19 protein-coding genes are annotated in these 22,541 nt (G+C 69.3%); 10 read left to right on the top strand and 9 right to left on the bottom strand.

The window, feature by feature from the left end; genetic code table 11:
* Window positions 1-53: 53 nt before the first annotated feature.
* Genes AC3WT6_RS15415 through AC3WT6_RS15425 form a run of 3 tightly spaced genes read right to left on the bottom strand, consistent with a single transcriptional unit; the run spans window position 54 to window position 1,476 of the window.
* Window positions 54-524 (bottom strand): SET domain-containing protein, encoded by a 471-nt coding sequence (locus AC3WT6_RS15415; RefSeq protein ID WP_492654485.1) that lies wholly within the window; start codon window positions 522-524, stop codon window positions 54-56.
* Between the two features lie 57 nt (window positions 525-581).
* Entirely contained in the window at window positions 582-1,013 is a 432-nt protein-coding gene (arfB, locus tag AC3WT6_RS15420) for an alternative ribosome rescue aminoacyl-tRNA hydrolase ArfB (protein ID WP_492654486.1), read from the bottom strand.
* Window positions 1,000-1,476 carry a flavodoxin family protein gene (locus AC3WT6_RS15425; RefSeq protein WP_492654487.1) on the bottom strand — a complete coding sequence of 159 codons (477 nt, stop codon included), beginning with the start codon at window positions 1,474-1,476 and terminating at the stop codon, window positions 1,000-1,002. The genes arfB and AC3WT6_RS15425 overlap by 14 nt, the downstream gene beginning before the upstream one ends.
* A gap of 141 nt (window positions 1,477-1,617) precedes the next feature.
* On the opposite strand from AC3WT6_RS15425, the gene AC3WT6_RS15430 reads away from it, so the two are divergent.
* Window positions 1,618-2,529, top strand: a complete 912-nt coding sequence (locus AC3WT6_RS15430; protein ID WP_492654488.1) for an alpha/beta fold hydrolase — start codon at window positions 1,618-1,620, stop codon at window positions 2,527-2,529.
* Here AC3WT6_RS15430 and AC3WT6_RS15435 read toward each other — a convergent pair.
* From AC3WT6_RS15435 to AC3WT6_RS15445, 3 genes are all read right to left on the bottom strand, one after another.
* Window positions 2,507-4,375: a M61 family metallopeptidase gene (locus AC3WT6_RS15435; protein WP_492654489.1), complete on the bottom strand. Its 1,869-nt coding sequence runs from the start codon at window positions 4,373-4,375 to the stop codon at window positions 2,507-2,509. The two genes, AC3WT6_RS15430 and AC3WT6_RS15435, sit on opposite strands and share 23 nt — an antisense overlap.
* A 73-nt stretch (window positions 4,376-4,448) precedes the next feature.
* Complete coding sequence (locus tag AC3WT6_RS15440) at window positions 4,449-7,343, bottom strand: hypothetical protein (protein WP_492654490.1); 2,895 nt, start codon at window positions 7,341-7,343, stop codon at window positions 4,449-4,451.
* Window positions 7,344-7,351: 8 nt separating this feature from the next.
* A complete protein-coding gene (locus tag AC3WT6_RS15445) occupies window positions 7,352-10,366 on the bottom strand; it encodes a WD40/YVTN/BNR-like repeat-containing protein (protein ID WP_492654491.1) in 3,015 nt (1,004 codons plus the stop codon).
* A 124-nt stretch (window positions 10,367-10,490) separates the two neighbouring features.
* Between AC3WT6_RS15445 and AC3WT6_RS15450 the strand changes: the two genes are divergently transcribed.
* Complete coding sequence (locus AC3WT6_RS15450) at window positions 10,491-10,700, top strand: SlyX family protein (RefSeq protein ID WP_492654492.1); 210 nt, start codon at window positions 10,491-10,493, stop codon at window positions 10,698-10,700.
* Here the strand turns inward: AC3WT6_RS15450 and AC3WT6_RS15455 are convergent.
* Complete coding sequence (locus tag AC3WT6_RS15455) at window positions 10,694-11,344, bottom strand: CAP domain-containing protein (RefSeq protein WP_492654493.1); 651 nt, start codon at window positions 11,342-11,344, stop codon at window positions 10,694-10,696. The genes AC3WT6_RS15450 and AC3WT6_RS15455 overlap by 7 nt on opposite strands.
* 104 nt (window positions 11,345-11,448) lie before the next feature.
* Here AC3WT6_RS15455 and kynU point away from each other — a divergent pair, with 104 nt between their 5' ends.
* Window positions 11,449-12,729: a kynureninase gene (gene kynU / locus AC3WT6_RS15460; RefSeq protein ID WP_492654494.1), complete on the top strand. Its 1,281-nt coding sequence runs from the start codon at window positions 11,449-11,451 to the stop codon at window positions 12,727-12,729.
* Window positions 12,730-12,733: 4 nt separating this feature from the next.
* Here kynU and AC3WT6_RS15465 read toward each other — a convergent pair whose 3' ends face one another.
* Complete coding sequence (locus AC3WT6_RS15465; RefSeq protein ID WP_492654495.1) at window positions 12,734-13,357, bottom strand: phosphoadenosine phosphosulfate reductase domain-containing protein; 624 nt, start codon at window positions 13,355-13,357, stop codon at window positions 12,734-12,736.
* 143 nt (window positions 13,358-13,500) lie between these two features.
* On the opposite strand from AC3WT6_RS15465, the gene AC3WT6_RS15470 reads away from it, so the two are divergent.
* The 4 genes from AC3WT6_RS15470 (at window position 13,501) to AC3WT6_RS15485 (ending at window position 17,957) form a co-directional block, all read left to right on the top strand.
* The gene (locus AC3WT6_RS15470) at window positions 13,501-14,139 is read left to right on the top strand and encodes an RNA polymerase sigma factor (RefSeq protein ID WP_492654496.1); all 639 of its coding nucleotides are present in this window, start codon (window positions 13,501-13,503) and stop codon (window positions 14,137-14,139) included.
* Window position 14,140: 1 nt separating this feature from the next.
* Entirely contained in the window at window positions 14,141-14,686 is a 546-nt protein-coding gene (locus tag AC3WT6_RS15475; protein ID WP_492654497.1) for a hypothetical protein, read from the top strand.
* Between the two features lie 3 nt (window positions 14,687-14,689).
* Window positions 14,690-15,709 (top strand): PDZ domain-containing protein, encoded by a 1,020-nt coding sequence (locus tag AC3WT6_RS15480; RefSeq protein ID WP_492654498.1) that lies wholly within the window; start codon window positions 14,690-14,692, stop codon window positions 15,707-15,709.
* A gap of 106 nt (window positions 15,710-15,815) precedes the next feature.
* Window positions 15,816-17,957: a dihydrolipoyl dehydrogenase family protein gene (locus AC3WT6_RS15485; RefSeq protein WP_492654499.1), complete on the top strand. Its 2,142-nt coding sequence runs from the start codon at window positions 15,816-15,818 to the stop codon at window positions 17,955-17,957.
* A gap of 55 nt (window positions 17,958-18,012) precedes the next feature.
* Here the strand turns inward: AC3WT6_RS15485 and AC3WT6_RS15490 are convergent, their stop codons facing one another.
* Window positions 18,013-18,660: a Panacea domain-containing protein gene (locus AC3WT6_RS15490; RefSeq protein ID WP_492654500.1), complete on the bottom strand. Its 648-nt coding sequence runs from the start codon at window positions 18,658-18,660 to the stop codon at window positions 18,013-18,015.
* 85 nt (window positions 18,661-18,745) lie between these two features.
* Here AC3WT6_RS15490 and AC3WT6_RS15495 point away from each other — a divergent pair, with 85 nt between their 5' ends.
* From AC3WT6_RS15495 to AC3WT6_RS15505, 3 genes are all read left to right on the top strand, one after another.
* On the top strand, window positions 18,746-20,101 hold the full coding sequence (locus AC3WT6_RS15495) for an MATE family efflux transporter (RefSeq protein WP_492654501.1): 1,356 nt from the start codon (window positions 18,746-18,748) through the stop codon (window positions 20,099-20,101).
* Window positions 20,102-20,181: 80 nt separating this feature from the next.
* Window positions 20,182-21,597 carry a trypsin-like serine peptidase gene (locus AC3WT6_RS15500; protein WP_492654502.1) on the top strand — a complete coding sequence of 472 codons (1,416 nt, stop codon included), beginning with the start codon at window positions 20,182-20,184 and terminating at the stop codon, window positions 21,595-21,597.
* Window positions 21,598-21,664: 67 nt separating this feature from the next.
* Entirely contained in the window at window positions 21,665-22,300 is a 636-nt protein-coding gene (locus tag AC3WT6_RS15505; RefSeq protein ID WP_492654503.1) for a peroxiredoxin, read from the top strand.
* Window positions 22,301-22,541: the final 241 nt, after the last annotated feature.

Consider the following 22,541-nt stretch of genomic DNA (forward strand, 5'->3'; position numbering starts at 1 on the left):
ACCCCGGTCTCGCGCCGGGGTTTTTCGTTGGGTCACGGTTTCGGTGCCGAGCGCTATTTCGGCCAGGACTTGATCAGCGTGCCGGTGCACTCCGGCGCCCCACAACGGCAGGCCCAGATCTTCCGCAGTTTGGCGGTGGGCTTTACGCCCAGATCGATCCCATAGTCGTAGGCCAGCTCCTCGCCGGCCTTCACCTCGCGCAGGGTTTCGATATAGACCCGGTCGAATTCCGACCCGGGCTGCGTGCTTTCCACCAATAGCGCCTGGCAGTTGGGCGCGCAGCTGTGGTTGATCCAGCGCGCGGCGTTGCCGCTGACATTGGCGTCGATCAGCCAGCGCTCGTTGAGCGTGAACAGGAAGGTATGGCCGCCCTCGTGGTTGTCGCCATAAATCAGGTCGCCTTCCTCGTGGCTGAGCCGGCGGCCACGGTATTCGAGCAGGGTGGTGCCGGCGGGGATGTCCTGGACGGCGAACACGCCAGAGCCATGGATGGGAGAGCGGCGGACGGTAATGCGGCGAGACATGCTTTTTGGATTGCGGATTGCGGATTGCGGATTGCGGATTGCGGGAGCTGAGTTCGGCTATTCAAGAACCTTGCCGCGACCGGCCTTGAGGTCCGATCGCCGGCTCTTCTCGTCCAGCCGCCGCCGCTTCGCCGCCCGGCTGGGGCGGGTCGGCTTGCGGGGCTTGGGCGCGACGGCGGCGGTGGCGATCAGCTCGGCCAGCCGCGCCAGCGCGTCCTCGCGGTTGCGATCCTGGCTGCGCAGTCTTTGCGCTTTGATGACCAAGACGCCCTCGCGGCTGATACGACGGTCGCCGCGCGCCAAGAGCCGCTCCTGCACCTCGCTGGGCAGCGAGCCGGCGCGGATGTCGTAGCGCAGCTGCACCGCGCTCTCGGTCTTGTGCAGGTTCTGGCCGCCGGAGCCCTGGGCGCGCAGCGCCTGCCAGTCCAGTTCGCGTTCGTAGACGGCCAGCCCGGCAATCTCCAGCACCGGCGTTTCAGTAGGCGCCATAGGCCAGGCCGGCCGCCAGGGTCTGCCCCAGTTCGCGCGCCGCCTCCAGGTGATGGGCCGCGACCTCGCCCTGGGCGATCAGCGGCGGGGCGACGCGCCGCCAGTTGTAGCCCAGGGCGATGCGCTCCAGCGCCCGCACCGCGCCGCTGCCATCGTTGCCGGCGCTGACGAACATCGCCCAGGGCAGACCATCGACCCTGCCCTGCGCGGGGTAATAGGTGCGGTCGAGGAAGTCCTTCACCGCGCCGGATAGATAGCCGAAGTTCTCCGGCGTGCCGATCAGCAGACCTTGCGCCCAGAGCAGATCGTCGAGATTCGCCTCCAGTGCCCGGCAACGGCGCAGCTCCACCTCGTCGGCGAATTCGGACGCCCCGGCCTCGGCCGCATCGGCCAGCGCCGCGGTGCGTCCAGACTGGCTGTGCCAGACCAGCAGCAGGTGTTTCTTGGTGGGCGGCGCGGACATGCACCAGTGTAGCCAGCGGCCGGTCGGTTTCGTTGGCGCTGTGCGAGGATTGCCGCAATCCGCAATCCGCAATCCGCAATCCGCAATCCGCAATCCGCAATCCGCAATCCGCAATCCGCAATCCGCAATCCGAGCCCCGCCATGCCCCGCATCACCGCCAATGGAATCGAAATCGAATACGAAAGCCTGGGGCGTGACGACGCGCCGGTGATCCTGCTGATCATGGGCCTGGGCGGTCAGCTGACGATGTGGCCGGACGCGCTCTGTGAGCGCCTGGTGCAGGGCGGCTTTCGGGTGATCCGCTACGACAATCGCGACGTCGGCCTGAGCACCCGGATGGAAGCGGCCGGCCGGCCCAAGCTGCTGCGCGCCGGCATCGCCGCGCGTCTGCGCCTGCCGGTGCGCTCCCCCTACAGCCTGGAAGATCTCGCCGACGACGCCCTCGGTCTGCTCGACGCCCTGGGCATTGCCGAAGCGCATGTCGCCGGCCTGTCGATGGGCGGGATGATCGCGCAGATCCTCGCCGCCCGGCATCCGCAGCGCGTGCGCAGTCTCACCCTGTGGATGACCAATAGCGGGCATCCGGCCCTGCCGGGGCCCAGCCTCGCCCTGCAACTGCGGATGATTCGCCGGCCCGAGGGCCGTGACCGCGAGGCCCTGGTTCGCCATTCCATGCAGACCTGGCGACTGATCGGCAGCCCGGCGTACCCGCTAGAGGAGGCCGAGCTGCGCACCCTGGTCGAGCGCCAGCTGGACCGCGCCTATTATCCGCGCGGCATTGCCCGGCAGACCGCGGCCATCCTCGCCGCCCGCCAGCGCCGGCCGCTGCTGCGCCGCCTGAGCATGCCGGTGCAGATCATCCACGGCGAAGCCGATCCGCTGGTGCCGGTGGCGGCCGCGCACGATCTGGCGCGGCACATCCCGGGCGCGCGCCTGCATCTGATCCCGGGCATGGGCCACGACATTCCGCCGGCACTGCTGCCCAAGCTCTCAGGCCTGCTGCTGGAGCATGTGCGCGCCGTCGAGGCAGCTAGTTCGGCGCGCGCGGCTTGAGGATGGCGGACAGCCGGTCCGGCGTGCCGGGGAGGCGCTCCAGGCGCGGATAGCGCGGGCCGTCGCGGTAGTCGATGCGCAGCGTGCGCCAGCGGTCGAGGTTCTTGACGATCAGCTCGATCGGCTGGGCGTTCTTCTGCGCGTCGATCAGCGCCTGCCTGAGGAAGTCGGCGCTGTAGCCGCGGCCGTTCACCGCCAGCAGGGTGTCGCCCTTGGAGAGTCCGGCGGCGAAGGCGGGCGAGCCCCAGAGCACGTCCTCCAGCGCGCCGTCCTTGCCCACCACGACACCCAGAGACCAACTGAAATCCTTGTTCTTGTTGCGGTCTTCGTTGCTCTTCACGAAGGCGGTGGGCTCCGGACCGAAGCTCAGCTTCCAGCCGCTGCGGGCCAGCCCGTCCAGCGGCGCGTCCTCGCCGGTGCGCTGGAGCTTTTCCTTCAGGAAGCTGGCCCAGTCGTAGGGGGCAACCCGGTTCAGCGCCGCCACCACGTCGTCGAAGGTATAGGGCAGGGCTTCGACGCGGCCATCTTCGACGCCGAAGAAGCTGGCGGCGAAATCGTCCAGCGATTTCTTTTCGCGGCTCAGCTCGCGCAGGCGGGTGTCGACATCCAGCCAGATCAGCGCGCCCTCGGTGTAGTAGTCCTCGGTGCGCTGCCAGCCCAGCCAGGACAGCGGTCGGCGCGGGGTCAGGATCGGCTGGTTGGTGGTGTCGATTAGCGGCCGCCAGAGCCGCCCGGGCCGCGCCAGCGCCTGGGTGGCGACGATCTGCGCCAGCGCTTCGCGGGCGAAGTCAGCGCTCCACAGCCCGGAGCGCGCCGCCAGCACATTGCCCCAGTAGGTGGTCTGCCCCTCGTAGACCCAGAGCAGGCTGTTCTGCAGTGGCGTGTTGTGGTTGACGACCGCCTGGTCGGCGGGGCGGCGGAACTTGCCATTCCAGGAGTGCACGTACTCGTGCGGCAGCAGCGAGCGGCCGGCCGCGGCCTTGTCCCAGTCGCTGAAGTAATTGGGCGCCAGCGCGTTTTCGCTGGAGCGGTGATGCTCCAAGCCGATGCCGCTGAAGGCGTCGCTGAGCGCGAACAGAAAGTCGTAGCGCTCGAAATGCCGCGAACGAAACAGCGCATCGGCCTCGCGCACCAGGCGCGCATGGGCGGCGAGCTGCTCGGGCTTGGCGTCGAGCTGGTAGGGCGCGTCGGCCAGTACGTTCAGGCGCACCGGCTGCGCGCCGGCGTCCAGGGTGAACTGTCGGAAGTGGCGGCCCGCGAACAGCGGCGAGTCGATCAGGGTCTCCAGATCCACGCCGGCGAAGCGGACGAGGTCGCCCTCGCGGTCCAGCGCCTGCAGCGCGCTGGCCTGCTGCCAGCCGGTTGGCAGGCGGATGCTCGGTTCCACTGGCAGCGCGCGGGCCGCGCCCTCGGGATACAGCAGCACCGTGTTCCATTGCAGGCCGATCATCTCCGGCGTGGCGACGATGCGGCCCTGCTCGCGCACCATCGGCGTTGCGTAATCGAACCGGACCTTCAGCTCGACTACACCTTCCGGCACCTGTAGGCGGAAGCGGTACATGTCCAGCGGATCGCGGGTCCAGGGAATGGCCTGGCCACCGCCTTCGATGCGCAGGCCGGCCAAGGCCTCGATGGGGCCGCGCGGCGCGTGATTGCCGGGCAGCCATTCCGGATAGAGCAGGGACAGAGGCCCTGCCTGCACCGGGATGGTTTCCTCCACCCGGAACAACCGGCGCTGGGTATCGCTGACATCGACCTGCAACCGGATCGGTATCGGTGCCGCGTGCAGGGGGGCGGCGAAGGCGACGAGCAGGAGGGCGAGGCGGGGCAGGGGAGAGCGGTTCATTCGGTTTGGCTAGCAAGAAAAAAGCCCGGGTTCTGCCCGGGCTTGATCCTGACCGTTCGAAAGACAGGTCGGTTCAGTGCACTCGACGGCTGCGGCGCAGGGCCAGCAAGCCCAGCAGGCCGAGCAGGCTCAGGCCGCCCAGGCTGCCACCGTAGCGGCCCTGGTCGCCGCCGTCGCCCGAGCCACCACCACCGGAGGGCGGCGGATCGACGATCAGCTTGGGCAGCTCGTAGCTCCAGATGCCGCGACCATGCGTGGCGGCGAACAGGGTGTCGGGTTCCTCGTCGCTGGCCTTGGGCTTCATCCGCAGCATCACCACCGGCACATTGGGCAACTGGTTGCCCAGCGGCGCCCAGTTGCTGCCCTCGGTGTCGGTGGAAATGAACGGGCCGATGTCGGTGCCGACGATCAACTGGCCACGCCCGCTGGCGTCGCGATGCAGCACCACGGTATTGGTCTGCGCGCGCGGCAGGTTGCCGGAGATGTCGGTGAAGCTCTCGCCCGCGTCGGTGGACTTGAACACCGCACCACTGCCGATCTTCGCGGCGTTGGGATCCTTGTAACTGCCGGCCGGCCGGATATTGGAGGCATAGCCGGCGAGCGTCACGTAGATGGTCTTAGGATCGGTTTCGTCCATCTCGATGCCGGCGATGAAGCGGCTGTCCAAGCCCTGCGCCTTGGCGAAGTGCCAGCCCTTGGCGCTGCCCTTCTCCGGCGCCTCGGTGCCGCCGACGTTGGTGGCGATGCCATTGGCGAAGCCAGTGTCGTTGACCGTCACGCCGCAGTCGCCGCAGTAGCCGACATAGGCGTACGGGCCGTGGACGTGCATGGTGGTGGTGGTGCGGATCGCGCCGGTATCGGGATTGGTGCCGAGGTTGAACACCTCCACCCAGGAGCTGCTGGTCACCGTCTCGGCGTTCAGCGTGGCGTAGATCTCCTGCGCGCCGGTGAGCATGTGCTGGGCGTCCAGCGGGTCCATCACGAACCAGTTGGCGAAGTTCACCCGGGTGTAGCTGGGGGCGATGCTGGTCGAACTGGCGCCACGGTCGGTGGTCCGGCGCAGGCCGCCGTTCTGCGACTCGGTGTAGCTGACATCGCTGTTGTCGGGGTCCACTTCGGCGAAGAAGCCGTCGGCGCCGAAGTCCTGGAACTGCTCACGGGTATCCGGCTCGATGTGGCCGGAGCCATTGTCCTGATGGCCCTGCCAGACGGTGCCGTCCTTGGCCACCGCCAGACCATAGGGCAGCAGCGCGTAGAAGCCCTCGTTGGCGCCGGCGCCCCACTTGGTGTTGTCCATCTCCTCGTTGGCGGCCACGCATTGCTTGAACACGCCGCCGTCACCACCGGCGAACAGGCAGACCCCGCCCTCGCCATCCGGCAGATAGAGGCCGACGTGCTGATCGGGATGGGTGGTGGTGGACTCGCCGGGCAGGCCCAGCTCGAAGTAGCGGCCGATCACCGTGAAGTCGAGCAGGCCGGCCTGCAGGATGCCGTTGAGCGGCACCTGGGTGAGGCTGTTCTGGAACACCTCCTCCATGCCGAAGGTCATGCGGGTGGGAATGCCGCCGAGCTGGCGCGTAGGGTCCACCGCGATCCACTCGTTGTACCAGGTCTGCACGCCGGGCAGGAAGGACAGCGAGCCCAGCGTGGCGATCAGCTCGTCGTCATTGGCCATGCGGAACCAGCTCTCGCCGAAGTCGGCGGAGACGAAGATGCCGTGCACGGCGGTCGTGAGCGGCAGGGTCAGCAGGTCGTCGAGGATAGGGTCGAGCAGCGCGTAGCCCTCATTGAAATTCACCGAGTCCTGGACGATGGCGTAGAGGTAGTTGTGATCCTGCTCCGGGCCGCTGGCGGTGCCCATCTCGATGCGGCCGGTACGCGCGCGCGGCGCGAAGCCCTGCGGCAGCAGCGCGTTCACCGGCTCGTCGTCGATGGCGACGAAGCTGTCGCGCGCGCCGGTCGCGGAGCGGTAGAGCCCGTTGGCCGGCGCCATCACCGTGCCGTCGGGAAAGGTCGCCTGCCCGGCGCGCCAGCCCACCGCCGCCACCACCGGGCAGCCGCTGGGGTCGCAGACCTCGCCGGTGCTGCCGCCCGGGGCCTTGATCACCACGTCGGTGACCACGTTGGCGAACTGGCAGGGGCTGCTGATGCTTTCGTTGCCGGCGCAGTCCGGCGTGGTCGGCAGCCGCACGTTGACGAAGCTGCGGCCGGCGTCCTCGGAGCGGTAGAGGCCGATTGAGGAGGCGATGTAGAGGATCTGCGGATTGCCCGGATCGCGGCGGGCGTTGTAGACCTGCACGCCGTCGGGGAAGCCGGTGGCGCGGGTCCAGCTCTGGCCGAGGTCGGTGCTCCAGTGCGCGCCCAGGCCCATGTAGCCGTTGTTGCCCATCACCGACTCGCCGCCGGCCGCCACCAGGGTGCCGCCGCCGGCCGGCGTCCAGATCACCCCGCCGTTGATCTGGCTGGGCAGCTTCTCGCCGACCGAGACCCAGTGGTCGCCCAGTGTGCGGATGTCGCCATCGGTCGCCTCGCTCATCCAGAGGCCGCCGGTGCCCACCGCCGCGAACAGGCGCTTGCCTTCCTCGTCGTAGGCGAAGTTGTCGACGCGCGCGCTGTAGATAGAGCGCCCGGAGATCAGGCCGCCCTGGGCGTAGGGCTGCCAGTCGCCATTGGCCTTGGGCACCAGGGTCTTGAGCGGTTCCAGGCTCGCCTTGTCGTGCAGGGCACCGCGAAAGACAGCCGGGTCCGGCGCGGCACCGCGCAACAGCGGGTGCGCGCTCGGCGCCCTCGCCTCCAGTTCGCGCGGCACCAGCTTGCTGCAGTAGCGACCGCCCTGCTGCGCCCGGAGGCTGTGGATCGGCTGCGTGCCTTGCGGGCATTGCTCGGGGCGTGGATCGGCGCCGCTGACCGCCAGGGTGGCGATGATGGCCAGCGAGGCAGCCAGCAGTGGTGTCTTGGGTAGGGACATATGCGATCTCAGCGGACGCCAGCCAGGCGCCGACGGCCAGCCAGCGCCGCCAGCATCAGTAGGCCGAGTAGACCGCCGCCCAGGCTGCCGCCGAAGCTGCCTTCGTTGCCTGAGCTGCCGCCGGAACCCGAGCCGCTGCCCGAGCTGGAGCCGCCGGAACTGGAGCCGGAGCTGGTAGAACCGCCGCTGCTGGTGCCGCCGGAGCTGGAGCTGGAACTCGAACCGGAACTGGTCGAGCCACCCGAGCTGGAACCACCGCTGCTGGAACCGCCCGCCGGGTCGGCGAAGCGATAGCTCCAGACATGGCGGCCGAAGGTGGCCGCAAACAGCTTGTCTTCCTCGGCAGGAGTGGCCTTGGGCTTCATCCGCAGCATGTTGACCGGCACCGCCGGCAGGCCGGTGCCCAGCCCGGTCCAACTGCTGCCGCTGAGGTCGCTGGAGATGAACACGCCGACGTCGGTGGCGACGATCAACTGGTTGCCGCGCAACACCACGCTGGAGGCCTGGGCCTCCGGCAGATCTCCGGAGGCGGCCACGAAGGTCTCGCCTGCGTCGACCGACTTGTACAGCGCGCCGCCACCGAAGTTGGTATTGGGGTCGTTGTAGTGACCCGGTGGACGCAGGTTGGACAGATAACCGCCGAGCGCGACGTAGATCGTCTTCGGGTTGGCCGGGTCGATGGCGATACTGGTGATGTAGCGGTTGGGCAGCCCCTCGCGCTTGGCCAGATGCCAACCGGCCGAGGTTTCCGGTACCCGCTCCTCGCCGTCCTTCACGTTGGTGGCGAGAAAATTCTGGAAGCCGGTGTCGTTGCCGGAAGCGCCACAGTCGCCGCAGCCGCCGACGTACACCGCGGTGCCCAGCACCTCCATGGTGGTGGTGGTGATGATCGCGCCGGTGTCGGGATTGGTGCCGAAGTTGAACACCTCCACCCAGCTGCTGCCGGTGACGGTCGAGGCGCTCTTGGTCTCGTAGATCTCCTGCGCGCCGGTGACCATGTGCTGCGCGTCCAGCGGGTCCATGCGGAACCAGTTGTCGAACATCACCCGGGTATAGGTGGGCGCGATGTCGGTGGTGCTGGCGCCACGGTCGGTGGTGCGGGTGAGGCCGCCGTTCTGGGTCTCGAAGTAAGCGACATCAGAATTATCGGGGTCGACTTCGGCGTAGAAGCCGTCACCGCCCAGAGCCTGGAACATCTTGAATTCGCGCTTGGGGTCGATCAGGCCGGAGCCGTTGTCCTGCAGGCCGAACCACACGGTTTCGTCCTTGGCGACGCCGATGCCATAGGGCAGCAGGCTGTACATGCCGCTGTTGGAGCCCTGTCCCCAGCCGCTGTTGTTCATCTGCGCGTTGGCGGCCACGCACTGCTTGTAGACGCCGCCGTCGTTGCCGGCGAACAGGCAGACGCCGCCGTCGTCGGTGGCGAGGTAGATGCCGGCGTGCTGGTCCGGGTGGGTGGTGGAGGGAAACAGCCCAGCCAGATTGAAGTAGGTGCCGATCACCTCGAAGTCGGAGGGGCCGATCTGGCTCAGGCCGTTGAGCGGCACGCCGGGGATGCGGTTCTGCCAGACCTCTTCCAGGCCGAAGCCCAGGCGGGTGGGCGCGCCCAGCAGCAGGTCGGCGCGGGTCGGGTCCACCGCGACCCAGGCGTTGTACCAGGTCTGGATGCCGGCGCCGCTGCCGGCGACCACGCCGATCAGGGCGATCTCGGAGCCGGTGATCGGCGCGATGATCTCGGTGGTGTCGGCCATCCGTACCCAGCTGTCGCCGAAGTTGGAGGACACGTACAGGCCGTTGAACACCGAGGGAAAGCCGAGGATCAGCAAGGGCCCCAGCAGGGCGTCGAGCTGCTCGATGCCGGTGATGCCGCCATTGAACAGGATGGCGTCCTGGACGATGGCGTAGACGTAGTTGTGGTCCTGATCCGGGCCGTGGGCGCTGGTCAGCTCGATACGGCCGATGCGCTCCTGCGGCGCGAAGCCCACCGGCAGCAGCGGGCTGGCGGCGGAAACATCGAGCTTGGTGAAGCTGCCGGCCTCACCGGTGGCCGAGCGGTACAGACCGTTGCCGGGGGCTTGCGGCGTGCCGTCCTGGAAAGTCGCTGTGGAGCCGGTACGGAAGCCGACGCCGGCCAGCACCGGGCAGCCCTTGGGGTCGCAGGTTTCTTCGGTAAGGCCGCCGGGCACCTTCACGATCACGTCGGTGACGTAGTTGGCGTAGAAGCACTTGCTGGAAATGTCCTCGACGCCGGCGCAGTCCTCGGAGGTCGGCAGGGCGACATTGGTGTAGCTGCGACCGGTGTCGGTGGAGCGGAACAGGCCCTTGCTGCTGGCGATGTAGACGTACTGGGGATTGGCCTCGTCCACCGCGACGCGGAATACCAGCGCCGCGTCCGGGAAGCCGCTGGCCTGGTGCCAGGTGGCGCCGAGATCGCCGCTCCAGTAGGCGCCCAGGCCCAGGTAGCCGCTGGAGCCCATCACCGCCTCGCCGCTGGCGGCGATCAGGGTGCCGCCCTCCGACGAACTCCAACCGACGCCGCCGACGATCTGGGTGGGCAGGGTCTCGCTCACCGAGACCCAGGTATCGCCGATGGTGGTGATGTCGCCATCGACGGCGCTGGACATCCAGACGCCGGCGGTGCCGCCGGCCAGGAACAGCCGCTTGGCTGCGGCGTCGTAAGCGAAGTTGTCGACCCGCGCCGCCTGGAAGGCGCCCGAGCCGTCATCGAGATTGCCCTTGCCGTGTTCGCTCCAGACGCCGGCGGAACCAGGGATGTCGGCTTTGCCGGCGATCAGCGCCTTCTGCGCCAGCGCCGAACGGATCGCGCCCTCCGGCACCACGCCGGCCTTGCGGTGGCGGACGTCCTTGGCCTGCATCAGCTGCGCCGGGGTTTCGGCGCTGCGCTGGGTGCTCAGGCGCTGCTGCCGGGTCTCAGCCCCTGGCTGGGTGTGCAGGGCGGCGGTGACCAACAGCAGGCTGCAGGCGGCTGCCCAGGCGGTGGGCGGCAGTCGGAGAAAACGCATGGAAGGGGAGTCCGAGACGGGTGATTGATGGAAAATTAACGCAAACAATGCACCAACCTGGCGCGCAAGTCAGGTTGGGCGCGCAACTTTCGTTACGATCCGGTATTCCACAGGGCCGCCACGCATGTCCGAAGACCGCTTCATCACCCTCGAAATCAAGCTGGCCGAGCAGGAAGACAGCCTGCGCATCCTCAACGAGGTGCTGATCCGGCAGACCGAACAGATCGACCGGCTGGAATCCCTGTGCCGGCAGCTCAAGGAGCGCCTGGATCGCCTAGGCGATGGCAGCCAGGAAAAGCTCAGCCTCGCCGAGGAAGTGCCGCCGCACTACTGAGGCGGCGGCACCGGGATCAGGTGCGGCGAGGACAGTACCGGCGTCGCCTGCTGCACGGTCATGGCGTCATCGATGGCGCAGCCGAGCACCTCGGGTGGCGCCATCGGCTCCGGCGGCGGATTGCCGTAGGGCTTCAAGCCCTCCTGATTGCCGCGCGGGGTGTAGTGGCAGACCCAGACCTCGCCATCGGCGCAGCGGGCACGACCACAGCCCAGCTCGGTGGTGGTCTCCCAGATCATCTGCAGGTACTGCCCGCACTGGCGCCCCTGCGGCGCCTGGCAGCGCTGCTCGGCGTGGCGGTAGTACAGGCCTTCCGAAGACCAGCGCTCGACCACTGCCGCCGGGCTGCGCTTGAAGCCGTCGTAGGCGGTTGTGGACCAGGCCTTGAGCAGGTTCTCGCCGGTGGTCTCGCGCCGCGCCGGGTCGCTGCTGTAGCGCAGCGCGCAGCCCTGCGCCGCCAGCTCGCTGGCCCAGGCCTGGGCGCTGTCGGCATTGGCGGTGGACCAGCGCAGCGGTGGCAGGCCCAGCTGGCTGCGCAGGCTGTTGTGGGCGGCCAGCATGCCGCCGTACTCGGGCGGCTCGGCATCGGCATGCGCACTCGGGCCCAGCGCGAACAGGATGAGCAGGAGGCTGAGCCGGAGCATGGGTGGATTGCGGATTGCGGATTGCGCGGTGCGGAGTGGCGCCAGTATCGGCAGCCCGGCGGCCGGCGTCCATGTTCTGGCGCGGCGATGCTAGCCTGCCGGCCATGAGCATTCCCGCCACCCGCGAGGCCTGCCTCGCCCTCGACGCCGCCGATCCACTGGCGGCAATGCGCGCGCGCTTTCGCCTGCCGCCCGGCCTCATCTACCTCGACGGCAATTCCCTGGGCGTGCTGCCGGCGGCGACACCGGCACGCCTGGCACGGGTGATCGAGCAGGAATGGGGCGAGGGCCTGATCAAGAGCTGGAACAGTCCCTCGCCCGGCTCGACCGCGGGCGCGGGCTGGGTCGATGCGCCATTGCGCCTCGGCGAGCGTCTGGCGCCCTTGTTGGGTGCCGCGCCGGGGCAGGTGGCGGTCGCCGATTCCACCTCGGTGAATCTCTACAAGCTGCTGGCCATGGCCCTGAGCCTGCGCCCGGAGCGCCGGGTGATCGTCAGCGAGGCTGACAATTTTCCCACCGACCTCTACATCGCCCAGGGCCTGATCGCGCAGCTGGGCGGGCGCCATACGCTGCGCCTGCTGCCGGCCGGTGCCAGCGCCGCCGACTACGCGGCGGCGCTCGACGAGGACACGGCGGTGCTGATGCTCTCGCACGTCAGCTACCGCAGTGGCGCCCTGCACGAGATGCGCGCGCTCAGCGCCGCCGCCCATGCCGCGGGTGCGCTCACGCTCTGGGATCTCGCGCACTCGGCGGGCGCGCTGCCGCTGGCGCTGGATGCCGACGGCGCCGACTTCGCGGTGGGCTGCGGTTACAAGTACCTCAACGGCGGCCCCGGAGCCCCGGCCTTCCTGTACCTCGCCCATCGTTGGCAGGGGCAGGTCGCGAGCCCACTGAGCGGCTGGTTCGGTCACGCCCGGCCGTTCGCCTTCGAGCCCGACTACCAGCCGGCGTCCGGCATCGCAAGGGCGCTCTGCGGTACTCCGCCCATCCTCGGCCTGAGTGCGCTGGAGGTGGGCATCGAACAATTCGAGGGCGTCGATCTGGCCGAGCTGCGCGCCAAGTCGGTGGCGCTGGCCGAGTTGTGCATCGGCCTTGTCGAATCACGCCTGGCCGGGCAGGGCTTTGCGCTCGCCAGCCCGCGCGAGGCGGCGCGCCGTGGCAGCCAGGTCTGTTGGCGGCACGCGCAGGCCTGGCCGATCTGCCAGGCGCTGATCGCCGGCGGCGTGGTCGGCGACTTCCGCGCCCCGGACATCCTGCGTTTCGGCTTTGCGCCGCTCTACCTGCGCCATGTCGATGTCTGGGATGCGGTGGAGCAGCTGGTGCAGCTGATGGCCAGCGGCGCCTGGCGCCAGGAGCAATTCCAGGCGCGCGGCAAGGTCACCTGAAACCCTAGACCGCGGTATGCAGCCCGCACTCCCGATGCCCTTCGATCTTGGTCGGATCGTAGTAGTCGAAGTTGTTCGGCAGCCGATGTTGCTGCAGGTACTCGTACATCTGCTTGCTGCTCCAGTGCAGCAGCGGCGTCACTTTGAGCAGGCCGTTGCGGCTCCAGGAGACCGGCTGCATCGCGGCGCGCTCGGCGGTGCTCTCGGCGCGCAGCGCGGTGAGCCAGACCTCGGGCCGCAACTCGCGCACCGCGCGCTCGAAAGGTTCCAGCTTCACCTCCTCGGTGAAGCGCGCCAGCCGCTCGGGTTCGTCCAGGCCCGGCGGCGCGCCTTCCACCGCCTCGCGGTGCGCGCGTGAGCGGCGCGGCTGGTAGACCACCAGGTTGAGCTTCAGGCGCTCGACGATCTCGTCGGCGACCCGGTAGGTGGCCGGCGTGGCATAGCCGGCGTCGATCCACAGCACCTGCGTCTCCGGCCGGCGCTGACTGACCATGTGCAGCAGCACCGCCGCATAGGGCGCGAAGTTGCTGGTGGTGACCACCCGCTTGCCCAGGCCCAGCGCCCAGTCCAGCAGAGCCTCGCTGTTGTTGCCGAGTTCGGCGTTGACGCGGTCGAGATCGAGAGTCATGGGGTCTGCCTGCGGTGGCGGTGAAGCATGGACCGAAAACGGTGGTGATGGCAGGCCAAATATAAAGGGCCGGTAAATGTCGGCCGGATAGGCGGCAGGCCGACTTACAAGGGGCGCGACCTTTTTCCCACGCCCCGCATCTGATGAACATGGACAAGGATTCCAAACCCGCCACCGGCTTCGCCCAGCCGCTCGAAGCCGAGCTGCTGGCCCGCGCCCGGGCCGGGGAACGCGCCGCCCAGGGCCTGATCTACCGCCGTTACCAGACCGCGGTCTATACGCTGCTGCGGCGCATGGTGGACTGCGCCGACACCGCCGCCGATCTCCTGCAGGACAGCTTTCTCGATGCCTTCGCGCGCATCCACCAGTTCCGCGGCGAGTCGCCGTTCGGCTACTGGTTGCGGGCGGTGGCGGCGAGCCGGGCGCTGATGCATCTGCGCGGCCAGCGGCGCTTTCTGGAGCTGTTCGCGCCGGAGGCCGAAGTCGATCTGGTGCCCAGCTTCGACGTGCACCAGCTGGACCTCGAACGGGCGCTGACGGCGCTGCCGCCGCTGCCGCGCGCGGTGCTCTGGCTGTATCACGTCGAGGGCTATACCCATGCCGAGATCGCCGCCATGAACAACAAGTCCGAGAGCTTCTCGAAGTCGCAATTGGCACGCGCCCATCAGAAACTGCGCGAGCTGCTCGGGGTGAAGAACGAGCCGCCGCCGGCGCGCTCGGTCGCCGAGCCGCTCCCGTCTTCCCTGCCACCTGCCGCCCTGACCGTTGCCGCCGAGTGTTGAGATGAACGACCTGTCCCGATCCCTGCGTGAACTGCCCGAGCTGCCGCCGCCGGCCGACGGCTGGTCGCGGCTGGCCGAGAGCCTGGACGCGCGTCAGCGCCAGCGCCGCCGTCGCCGCCAGTGGGCCGGCGGCCTGGCGCTGGCGGCCTCGGTGCTGCTGGCGGTCGTGGGCCTGCGACCGCTGCCGGACCCTGCGAGGCCGGCGCCCCAGGTCGGCGGCCCGGATACTGTCGCCGGCCTGATGCAGCAGTCGCAGGCGCTGGAGCAGCGGCTCTCGGCGCTCAAGTCCGAGACCGGAGTCTGGAACGGCGCCCAGGCCAGCACCGCCGCGACACTGCAACGCGATGTCGCCCTGCTCGATGTGCAGCTCAGCGATCTCGCCTTCGAGCCGGTGGCCGACCGTCGCGCCGCCGAGGCGCTCTGGCAGCGCCGGGTCGGCCTGCTCAATCAGCTGGTATCGGCGCACGAGGCGTCGACGCTGGTGCAATCCACCACCGCCGAGTTCGCCAGCGATGCCGCTGACGACGGCGCAGTCCTGGAGCTGTAAGCCATGAAAAATCTCCGTTTGCTCCCCGGCCTGCTATTGGCCCTGGGCCTGAGCCTGCCGGCGGTGGCCAAGCCGCCCGAGACCGAGGCCAGCCCTACGCCCGAGCTGCGCGCGCAGCTGCAGCAAGCCGAGCAGAACCTGCGCGCCGCGCGCGAACAGCTGGTGAAGTCGGCGCGCGAGCTGGCGCGCGTCCAGGGCCAGCTCGGCGAAGACACGCCGTTCTCGCAGGCCATGGGTCTGCTGGTGGACCCGCGCCGCGCCGCGCTCGGCGTCAGCATCGCCCCCGGCCCGCTGGAGAAAGGCCGGCAGCGCGGCGTCGTGGTCACCGCGGTCACGCCGGGCTCCGGTGCCGAGAAGGCGGGCGTGCAGAGTGGCGACCTGATCCTGAGCGCCAACGGCAAGTCGCTGGAGTTGCCGGAGGATGCGCGCCCGGGGCCAGGCCTGACCCTGCGCCAGACGCTGCGGGAGCTGGAGCCGGGTGCGACCGTGAGCCTGCAAGTCGAGCGCGGCGGCAAGCACAAGAACCTGTCGGTGGTGGCGCAGCGCCAGGAAGTTCCGGCGGCCCTGGACTTCGACATCGAGCGCTTCGGGCCGCGTGGCGACCTGCTGCTGCCGCGGCTGCCCGTCGACGGCCTGGGGCCGATGTTTCCGCCGCCGCCGGGCGGCGGCATCGGACGCCTGATGGCCGGCCCGCTGGGTGGCCCCGGCTTTCAGCTGGCGCGGCTCGACGAGGATCTCGCCGGCTATTTCAAGACCCGCGAAGGCGTGCTGGTGGTGAAAGCGCCGCCGGTCATCGAAGGCGCGCCTCAGCTCAAGAGCGGCGACGTGATCCAGCGCATCAATGGCCAGCCGGTACATAGTCCGGTGGATCTGCTGGATCAGCTGTTCAGCCTGGCGCCGCAGGCCAGCCTGAGCCTGGAGGTGATCCGCCAGGGTACGGCGATCAGCCTGCAAGGCCGGTTGCCGGAGCCGCCGCTACGCGGGCCGCGCCCGCAGGGGGCTAAGCCGCCGCACGAGGAATAGCGCGCTGGACGCCGGGACATGAACCCGAGCGTTCCGGCAGCATCCGGGAGCGGGAACTGGCCGTAAGCTGCAAGCCGGCTTCCTTCCCGGCTTTCAAGACCGCGCCATGCGCAAGCTCCTGCTGCTGCTCCTAGTCGCCGCCGCCATCGGCCTGACGCTGTATTTCGATCTCACCCGCTATCTGAGCCTGGATGCGCTCAAGGCCCAGCGTGGCGCCCTCGAAGCCTTGCAAGAGGCGCGGCCGCTGGCCTTCACCGCCGGCTTCTTCGCGGTCTACGTGCTGGTCACCGCGCTGAGCTTCCCCGGCGCGGCGGTGCTGACCCTGGCGGCCGGCGCGCTGTTCGGCCTGGGCTGGGGCACGTTGCTGGTGAGCTTCGCCAGCACCGCCGGCGCGACCCTGGCCTTTCTCACCGCCCGCTACCTGCTGCGCGACGGCCTGCAGGCGCGCTACGGCGAGCGGCTGAAGGCGATCAATGCCGGCGTGGCACGCGAGGGCGCGTTCTATCTGTTCACGCTGCGGCTGGTGCCGGTGTTCCCGTTCTTCCTGGTCAATCTGGTGATGGGTCTGACCACCATCCGCACCTGGACCTATGTCTGGGTCAGCCAGCTCGGCATGCTGCTCGGCACCGCCGCCTACGTGAACGCCGGCACCGAGCTGTCGCAGCTCAGCAGCCTGCGCGGCATCCTCTCGCCCGGCCTGATCGGCGCCTTCGCGCTGCTCGGCCTGTTGCCGCTGCTGGCACGCCGGCTGATCGACGCCCTGAAGGCGCGCCAGGCCTATCGCGGCCACCGGCGGCCACGGCGCTTCGACCGCAACCTGATCGTGATCGGCGCCGGTGCCGCCGGTCTGGTCAGCAGCTACATCGCCGCCGCCGTGCGCGCCAAGGTGACGCTGATCGAAAAGGGCGAGATGGGCGGCGACTGCCTGAACACCGGCTGCGTGCCCAGCAAGGCCTTGATCCGGGCCGCCAAGAGCGCCAGCGAGGCGCGCCGCGCCGCCGACTTTGGCCTGCGGCTGCCGGCGCCAGAGGTGGATTTTCCGGCGCTGATGGCGCGCGTGCGCCGGGCGGTGGCGGAGATCGCGCCGCACGACTCGGTGGCCCGCTACCAGGGCCTGGGCGTCGACTGCCGCCAGGCGAGCGCCCGGCTGGTCGACCCCTGGACGGTGGAGCTGGACAACGGCGAGCGCCTGACCGCACCCAACATCGTGCTCGCCACCGGCGCCGCGCCGTTCGTGCCGCCCATCCCCGGCCTGGCCGAGGCCGGCTATCTCACCTCCGACACGCTCTGGGACCTCCAGGAACTGCCGCGCCGCCTGCTGGTGCTGGGCGGCGGGCCGATCGGCTGCGAGCTGGCGCAGGCCTTTGCCCGCCTGGGCGCGCAGGTGACCCAGGTGGAGATGCTGCCGCGCCTGATGATCCGCGAAGACCCGGAAGTCTCGGCGCTGGTGCAGGCGCGCTTCGCGGCCGAGGGCATCGATCTGCGGCTGGCCACCCGCGCCAAGGCGGTGGTCGTCGAAGAGGGCGAGAAGCTTCTGATCTGCGAGCGCGAAGGCCGCGAAGATCGCATCGGCTTCGACCAGATCCTGGTCGCGGTCGGCCGCGCCGCGCGGCTGGACGGCACCGGCCTGCGCGAGCTGGGCGTGTGCCTGGGCAAGACCATCGAGGTCGATGATTACGGTCGCACCAGCTTCCCCAACATCTACGCCTGTGGCGACGCCAGCGGCCCCTACCAGTTCACCCACACCGCCGCCCACACCGCCTGGTACGCGGCGGTGAACGCGCTGTTCGGGCCGCTGCTGTGGTTGCGCGGCGGGCGCTTCCGCATCGACTACTCGGTGGTGCCCTGGGTCACCTTCACCGCGCCGGAAGTGGCGCGGGTCGGCCTCAACGAAACCGAAGCACAGGAGAAGGGCATCGCCTACGAGCTGTCGCGCTACGGCCTGGACGATCTCGACCGTGCCATCGCCGACGGCGAGGCCGAGGGCTGGGTGAAGGTGCTGACCGTGCCGGGCAAGGACCGCATCCTCGGCGCCACCGTGGTCGGCGCCCATGCCGGCGAGCTGCTCGCCGAGTTCACTCTGGCGATGCGCCACGGTTTGGGCATGAACCAGCTGCTCGGCACCATCCACGTCTACCCGACCTGGTCGGAGGCGGCGAAGTACAGCGCCGGCGTCTGGAAGCAGGCGCACAAGCCGGAAGGCCTGCTCAAGCTGGTGGCGCGCTACCACGATTGGCGGCGCGGCTAGGACCCGTTAAAGCGACGGCGACCGCCGCGTTACCGGCCCCAGGGGCCGGCTCGGCTCAGGGCGCGCGGAGCTTCTTCACCGCCGCCAGACTGAGCGTGTTCTCGGGCCGCACATGGCGGGCCATCACCGTCGGCGCCAGGCCATCGGCGCTGGCCTGGTCGCGGCTCTCCTGGATGGTCAGCTCGCGGAACCAGCGGCGGATCAGCGAATTGGCGATCGGCAGCGCGCGACCATCGGCGGCCAGCGGCTGGCTGGCGACGCTACTCAGCAGGCCATCGACGCGGTCGGGATGGTTCCAGGTCTCGTCCCAGGGGCCACCGGCGCTACGCACGAACACTCCCAGGTCGTAGGCGCTGAAGCGGCCGAAGCGGCTCCAGACCAGATCCACCGTGGTCAGCGCCGGCTCCTGCGGGTCCAGCACCGGGGCCACCTCGTCGAGCAGACCGGCGGCGGTGGGCCGCACCTCGGCGAGCAACTGGGGCACCGGACGGCTGCCGTGCAAGCCCAGCCGAGTGATGCTGGGAATGCTGATGCCGTCGCGGTCGGCGAGCACGGTCTCGTCGAGCAGGGGCAGGTTGACCAAGGCCAGACGCAGGCTGTGAGCGAAGTAGCACAGGCACTGCAACTGACCGCCAGTAAGCGGCAGCCGCGCCTGCTGGGCGCGCTCGAACAGGTGGTTGGCGACGGCGAGGGCGGAGTGCATGCCAGGCAGCGACCGGGGAAGACGAGAACCAACTATAGCCTCCGGTGGAGGCCGATAGAATGCGCGCCCCTCGCTGGAGCCCATCGTGTTGCTGTCGCCCGCCGCCCGCGCCGAAATGCGCGCCAATCTCAAGCTCGCCCTGCCGCTGATCGCCGCGCAGCTGGCCGGCGTCGGCATGGGCGCCACCGACACCGTGATGGCCGGCCACCTCGGCGCGCGGGAGCTGGCGGCGGTGGCGGTGAGCACCAATCTCAACGTCGTGCCCTTCGTGCTGTTCATGGGCCTGTTCATGGCCGCCTCGGCGATCGTCTCGCAGCGGCGGGGCGCCGGTGCCGATCCGGAGTCCCTGGGCCGCTTCGGCCGTAGTCTGCTGCGGCTGGCGCTGCTGGTGGCGCTGCTCTGGTTCGCGCTGGTGCAGCTGCTGGCGGCGCCGCTGTTGCACCGGCTGGGGTTGGAGGCCGAGACCACCGAGCTGGCCATCGCCTATCTGCGCACCTATGCCGGTTCCTCGCTGGGCCTCTGTCTGTTCTTCGCGCTGCGCTTTCTCGCCGAAGGTCAGGAAGCCTCGCGGCCGGTGATGCTCGCCGGGCTGGCTGGCCTGATCGCCAATGCCCTGTTCAACTGGCTGCTGATCTACGGCGCCGGGCCGATTCCGGCGCTGGGCGTGGTCGGCTCCGGCATTGCCACCAGCCTGGCCTGTCTGGTGATGGCCGGCACCCTGGCCTGGTACTACGGCAGCGACCGCCACTTGCGGCCGCTGCGTCTGTTTGCCGGCTCTGGCTTCGAGCCCGGCGCGCGGCGCCAGCTGCTGCGCCTGGGCCTGCCGATCGGCGCCATCCTGCTCGCCGAGGCCGGCTTGTTCGTGGCGGTGTCGGTGCTGATGGCGCGCATCGGCGAGCAGACCATCGCCGCCTACCAGGTGGCGATCAACTTCGCTTCGGTGACCTTCATGATCCCGATGGGCATCGGCTTTGCCACCACCGTGCGGGTCGGTTACTTCCGTGGTGCCGGCGACGCCGCCGCCGCGCGTCTGGCCGGCTACAGCGGCATGCTGCTGGGTGTGGCCAATGCCGCCTTCAACGCCAGCCTGATGCTGCTGGCCGGCGGCGTCATCGCTGCCGCCTACAGCCGTGACCCGGCGATCGCCGCGCAGGCCGCCGGCTTCCTGGCGCTGGCGGGCGCCTTCCAGTTCTTCGACGGCCTGCAAGTCACCGCCAATGGCGCGCTGCGCGGGCTCAAGGACACGCGCTTTCCCATGCTCATCACCCTGGCGGCCTACTGGCTGCTGGGTCTGCCGGTGGCCTGGGGCCTGGCCTTCGGGCTGGGCCTGGGCGCCGACGGCCTCTGGTGGGGGCTGACCGCCGGCCTGGGTGCGGCGGCGCTGGGGCTGAGCCTGCGTTTCCGCCGCCACAGCCGTTCTTCCGCGCTGGCGCAACGCTGATCGGCGCCGCGCCCTGCGGCCTGGTTCAGTCCTTCAGTCTGTTTGCCAGGCGCCGTGGTTGACGGCGGGGGGAGACGGACATGGACATCCAAACCAAGAGCAAGCGCTGGTACTGGGGCTTAGGCCTGCTGCTTTCCGGACTGGCGCTGGACGCGCGGGCCGAGACCTACACGGTGGACTGGGATCGCGAGCTGGCGCAGGCCGCCGCCGAGCCGGCGCGCTACGCCATTGCCCGGCCGGTGACGATCGACGCCCTCCGCGACGGCCACTGGAGCCGCGAAGGCGAGCAGGCGGTCTGGCGCATGGAGCTGGAGGTGCCGGGCGCGCAGAGCCTGGCGTTTCATGCCAGCGCCCTGCAATTGCCGGAACAGGCCAGCCTGGAGATCGGCGCCAGCACGGTCACCGCCGCCGACCTGGCGGGCGAGGACTACTGGAGCCTGCCGCAACCGGGCAGCAGCCTGACGCTGGTCGCGCGCATGCCGCTGCTGGCCGCCAACCGCTACGCGCTGCGCATCGACCAGCTGCAGGCCGGCTTCCGCGATCCGCTGGCGGCACCGGCGGTCAGCGCCAAGGCCGGCAGCGCCTGCGCCATCAACTTCAGCTGCTCGGCGCAGAACGACGCGCTGGAATGGGGGCAGTCGGTGGTGGCGATCACCGTGCTCAATGCCGTGGGCTGCACCGCCACTCTGGTCAACAACAGTCTGCAGGACGGCCGGCCCTATCTGCTCACCGCCAGCCATTGCCGCGAGCTCAACGGCCAGCGCGGCGACGCGCAAGCGGCGGCGGCCTCGCTGCGGGTGTACTGGAACGCGGTCAGCCCCTGCGGCAGCGATCTCGCCGCGGCCAGCAGCGTCGCGCCGCAGACCAGCAGCGGCGCCAATCACCGCGCCGAGTCCAGCGATGTCTGGCTGCTGGAACTCAAGGACGCGCCGCCGGCCGGCGCCAAGCCCTACTGGGCCGGCATCGACGCCAGCGACCAGCCTGCCAGCGGCGAGCTGACCGGCATCCACCACGGCGGCCGGCTGGCGCGGCAGATCGTCTGGGGCTCCAGCCCGCCGCAGATCACCGTGCTGGGCCTGTCGATCGGCAATCTGCCGGTGTGGAAGATGCTCTCGGAACTGGGCGCCGCGTCGGCCGGGTCTTCCGGCTCGGCGCTGTTCGTCGGTGGCGGCAAGGTGGTGGGCGTGCTCAGCGCCTCCAGCAACTGCGATGCGGTGCCGCTGCCCAGCCTCTACTACTCGCGCCTGGGCCCGGCCTGGAACGGCGACGGCAGCAGCAGCGGCTCGCTGCGGCCCTGGCTGGACCCGGCCAATCTCGGCCGCCAGGTGCCGGCCAAGAGCGGTACCGGTTCCGGCTCCAGCTCTTCCTCGGGTGGCTCCACCGTCGCCGACGCGCCGGGTGGTGGTCAGGGCGGTGGTGGCGGCCTGGGTGGTCTGCTGCTGGCGCCGCTGCTGCTGGCGGGCGCGCTGCGATATGGCCGAAAAGCTCTGAGCTAATCCCTTGTATCGGCTGCTTAGCGGGCGCAACCTGCTGCCCCCTGGAGCTGCACACAAGGAGCAAGCCATGACCTTACGACTGGGCGATCTCGCCCCCGATTTCACTGCCGAAACCACGCAGGGCACGATCAAGTTCCACGATTGGGCCCAGGGCAGCTGGGTGGTGTTCTTCAGCCACCCGCGCGACTACACGCCGGTGTGCACCACCGAGCTGGGCTACACCGCCAAGCTCAAGGACGAATTCGCCAAGCGCAAGGTCAAGGCCATCGCGCTGTCGGTGGACCCGCTCGCCGACCACATCGGCTGGAGCAAGGACATTGAGGAAACCCAGGGCACGGCGGTGAATTTCCCGATCATCGCCGACCCGGAACGGCAAGTCGCCAACCTCTACGACATGATCCATCCGAACGCCTCCGACACCTTCACGGTGCGCAGCGTGTTCGTGATCGACCCCAACAAGAAGATCCGTCTGACGCTCACTTATCCGGCTTCCACCGGCCGCAACTTCGAGGAGATCCTGCGGGTGATCGACAGCCTGCAGCTCACCGACCAGTACAAGCTGGCGACGCCGGTGAACTGGAAGCCGGGCGACGACGCGATCATCGTGCCGAGCGTGAAGGACGAAGACGCCAAGCAGCTGTTCCCGCAGGGCTACAAGACCATCAAGCCCTATCTGCGCACGGTGGCGGTGCCCAAGGGCTGAGGGGCCACGGCTGTCCCGCGACTTCTCGCAACTTGTTCCCCTCGCCCTTGTGGGGAGGGGTTAGGGGAGGGGGATTGCCGTGGCGGAGTGCAGTGCTTTCGCTTAGTTCTGCTGGTGTGCGGCGGTTTGCGTTCGCGCTCTGCTGGCCTCGCAGGGCTTGATAGTTTTTTTCGCCTCTTGGCGACTCACTTTTCTTTGCTTGTGCAAAGAAACAGTTAATGGGTTGGCATGGCAAGCCATG

It is taken from the genome of Stagnimonas sp. FW305-C-60 (assembly GCF_058782965.1).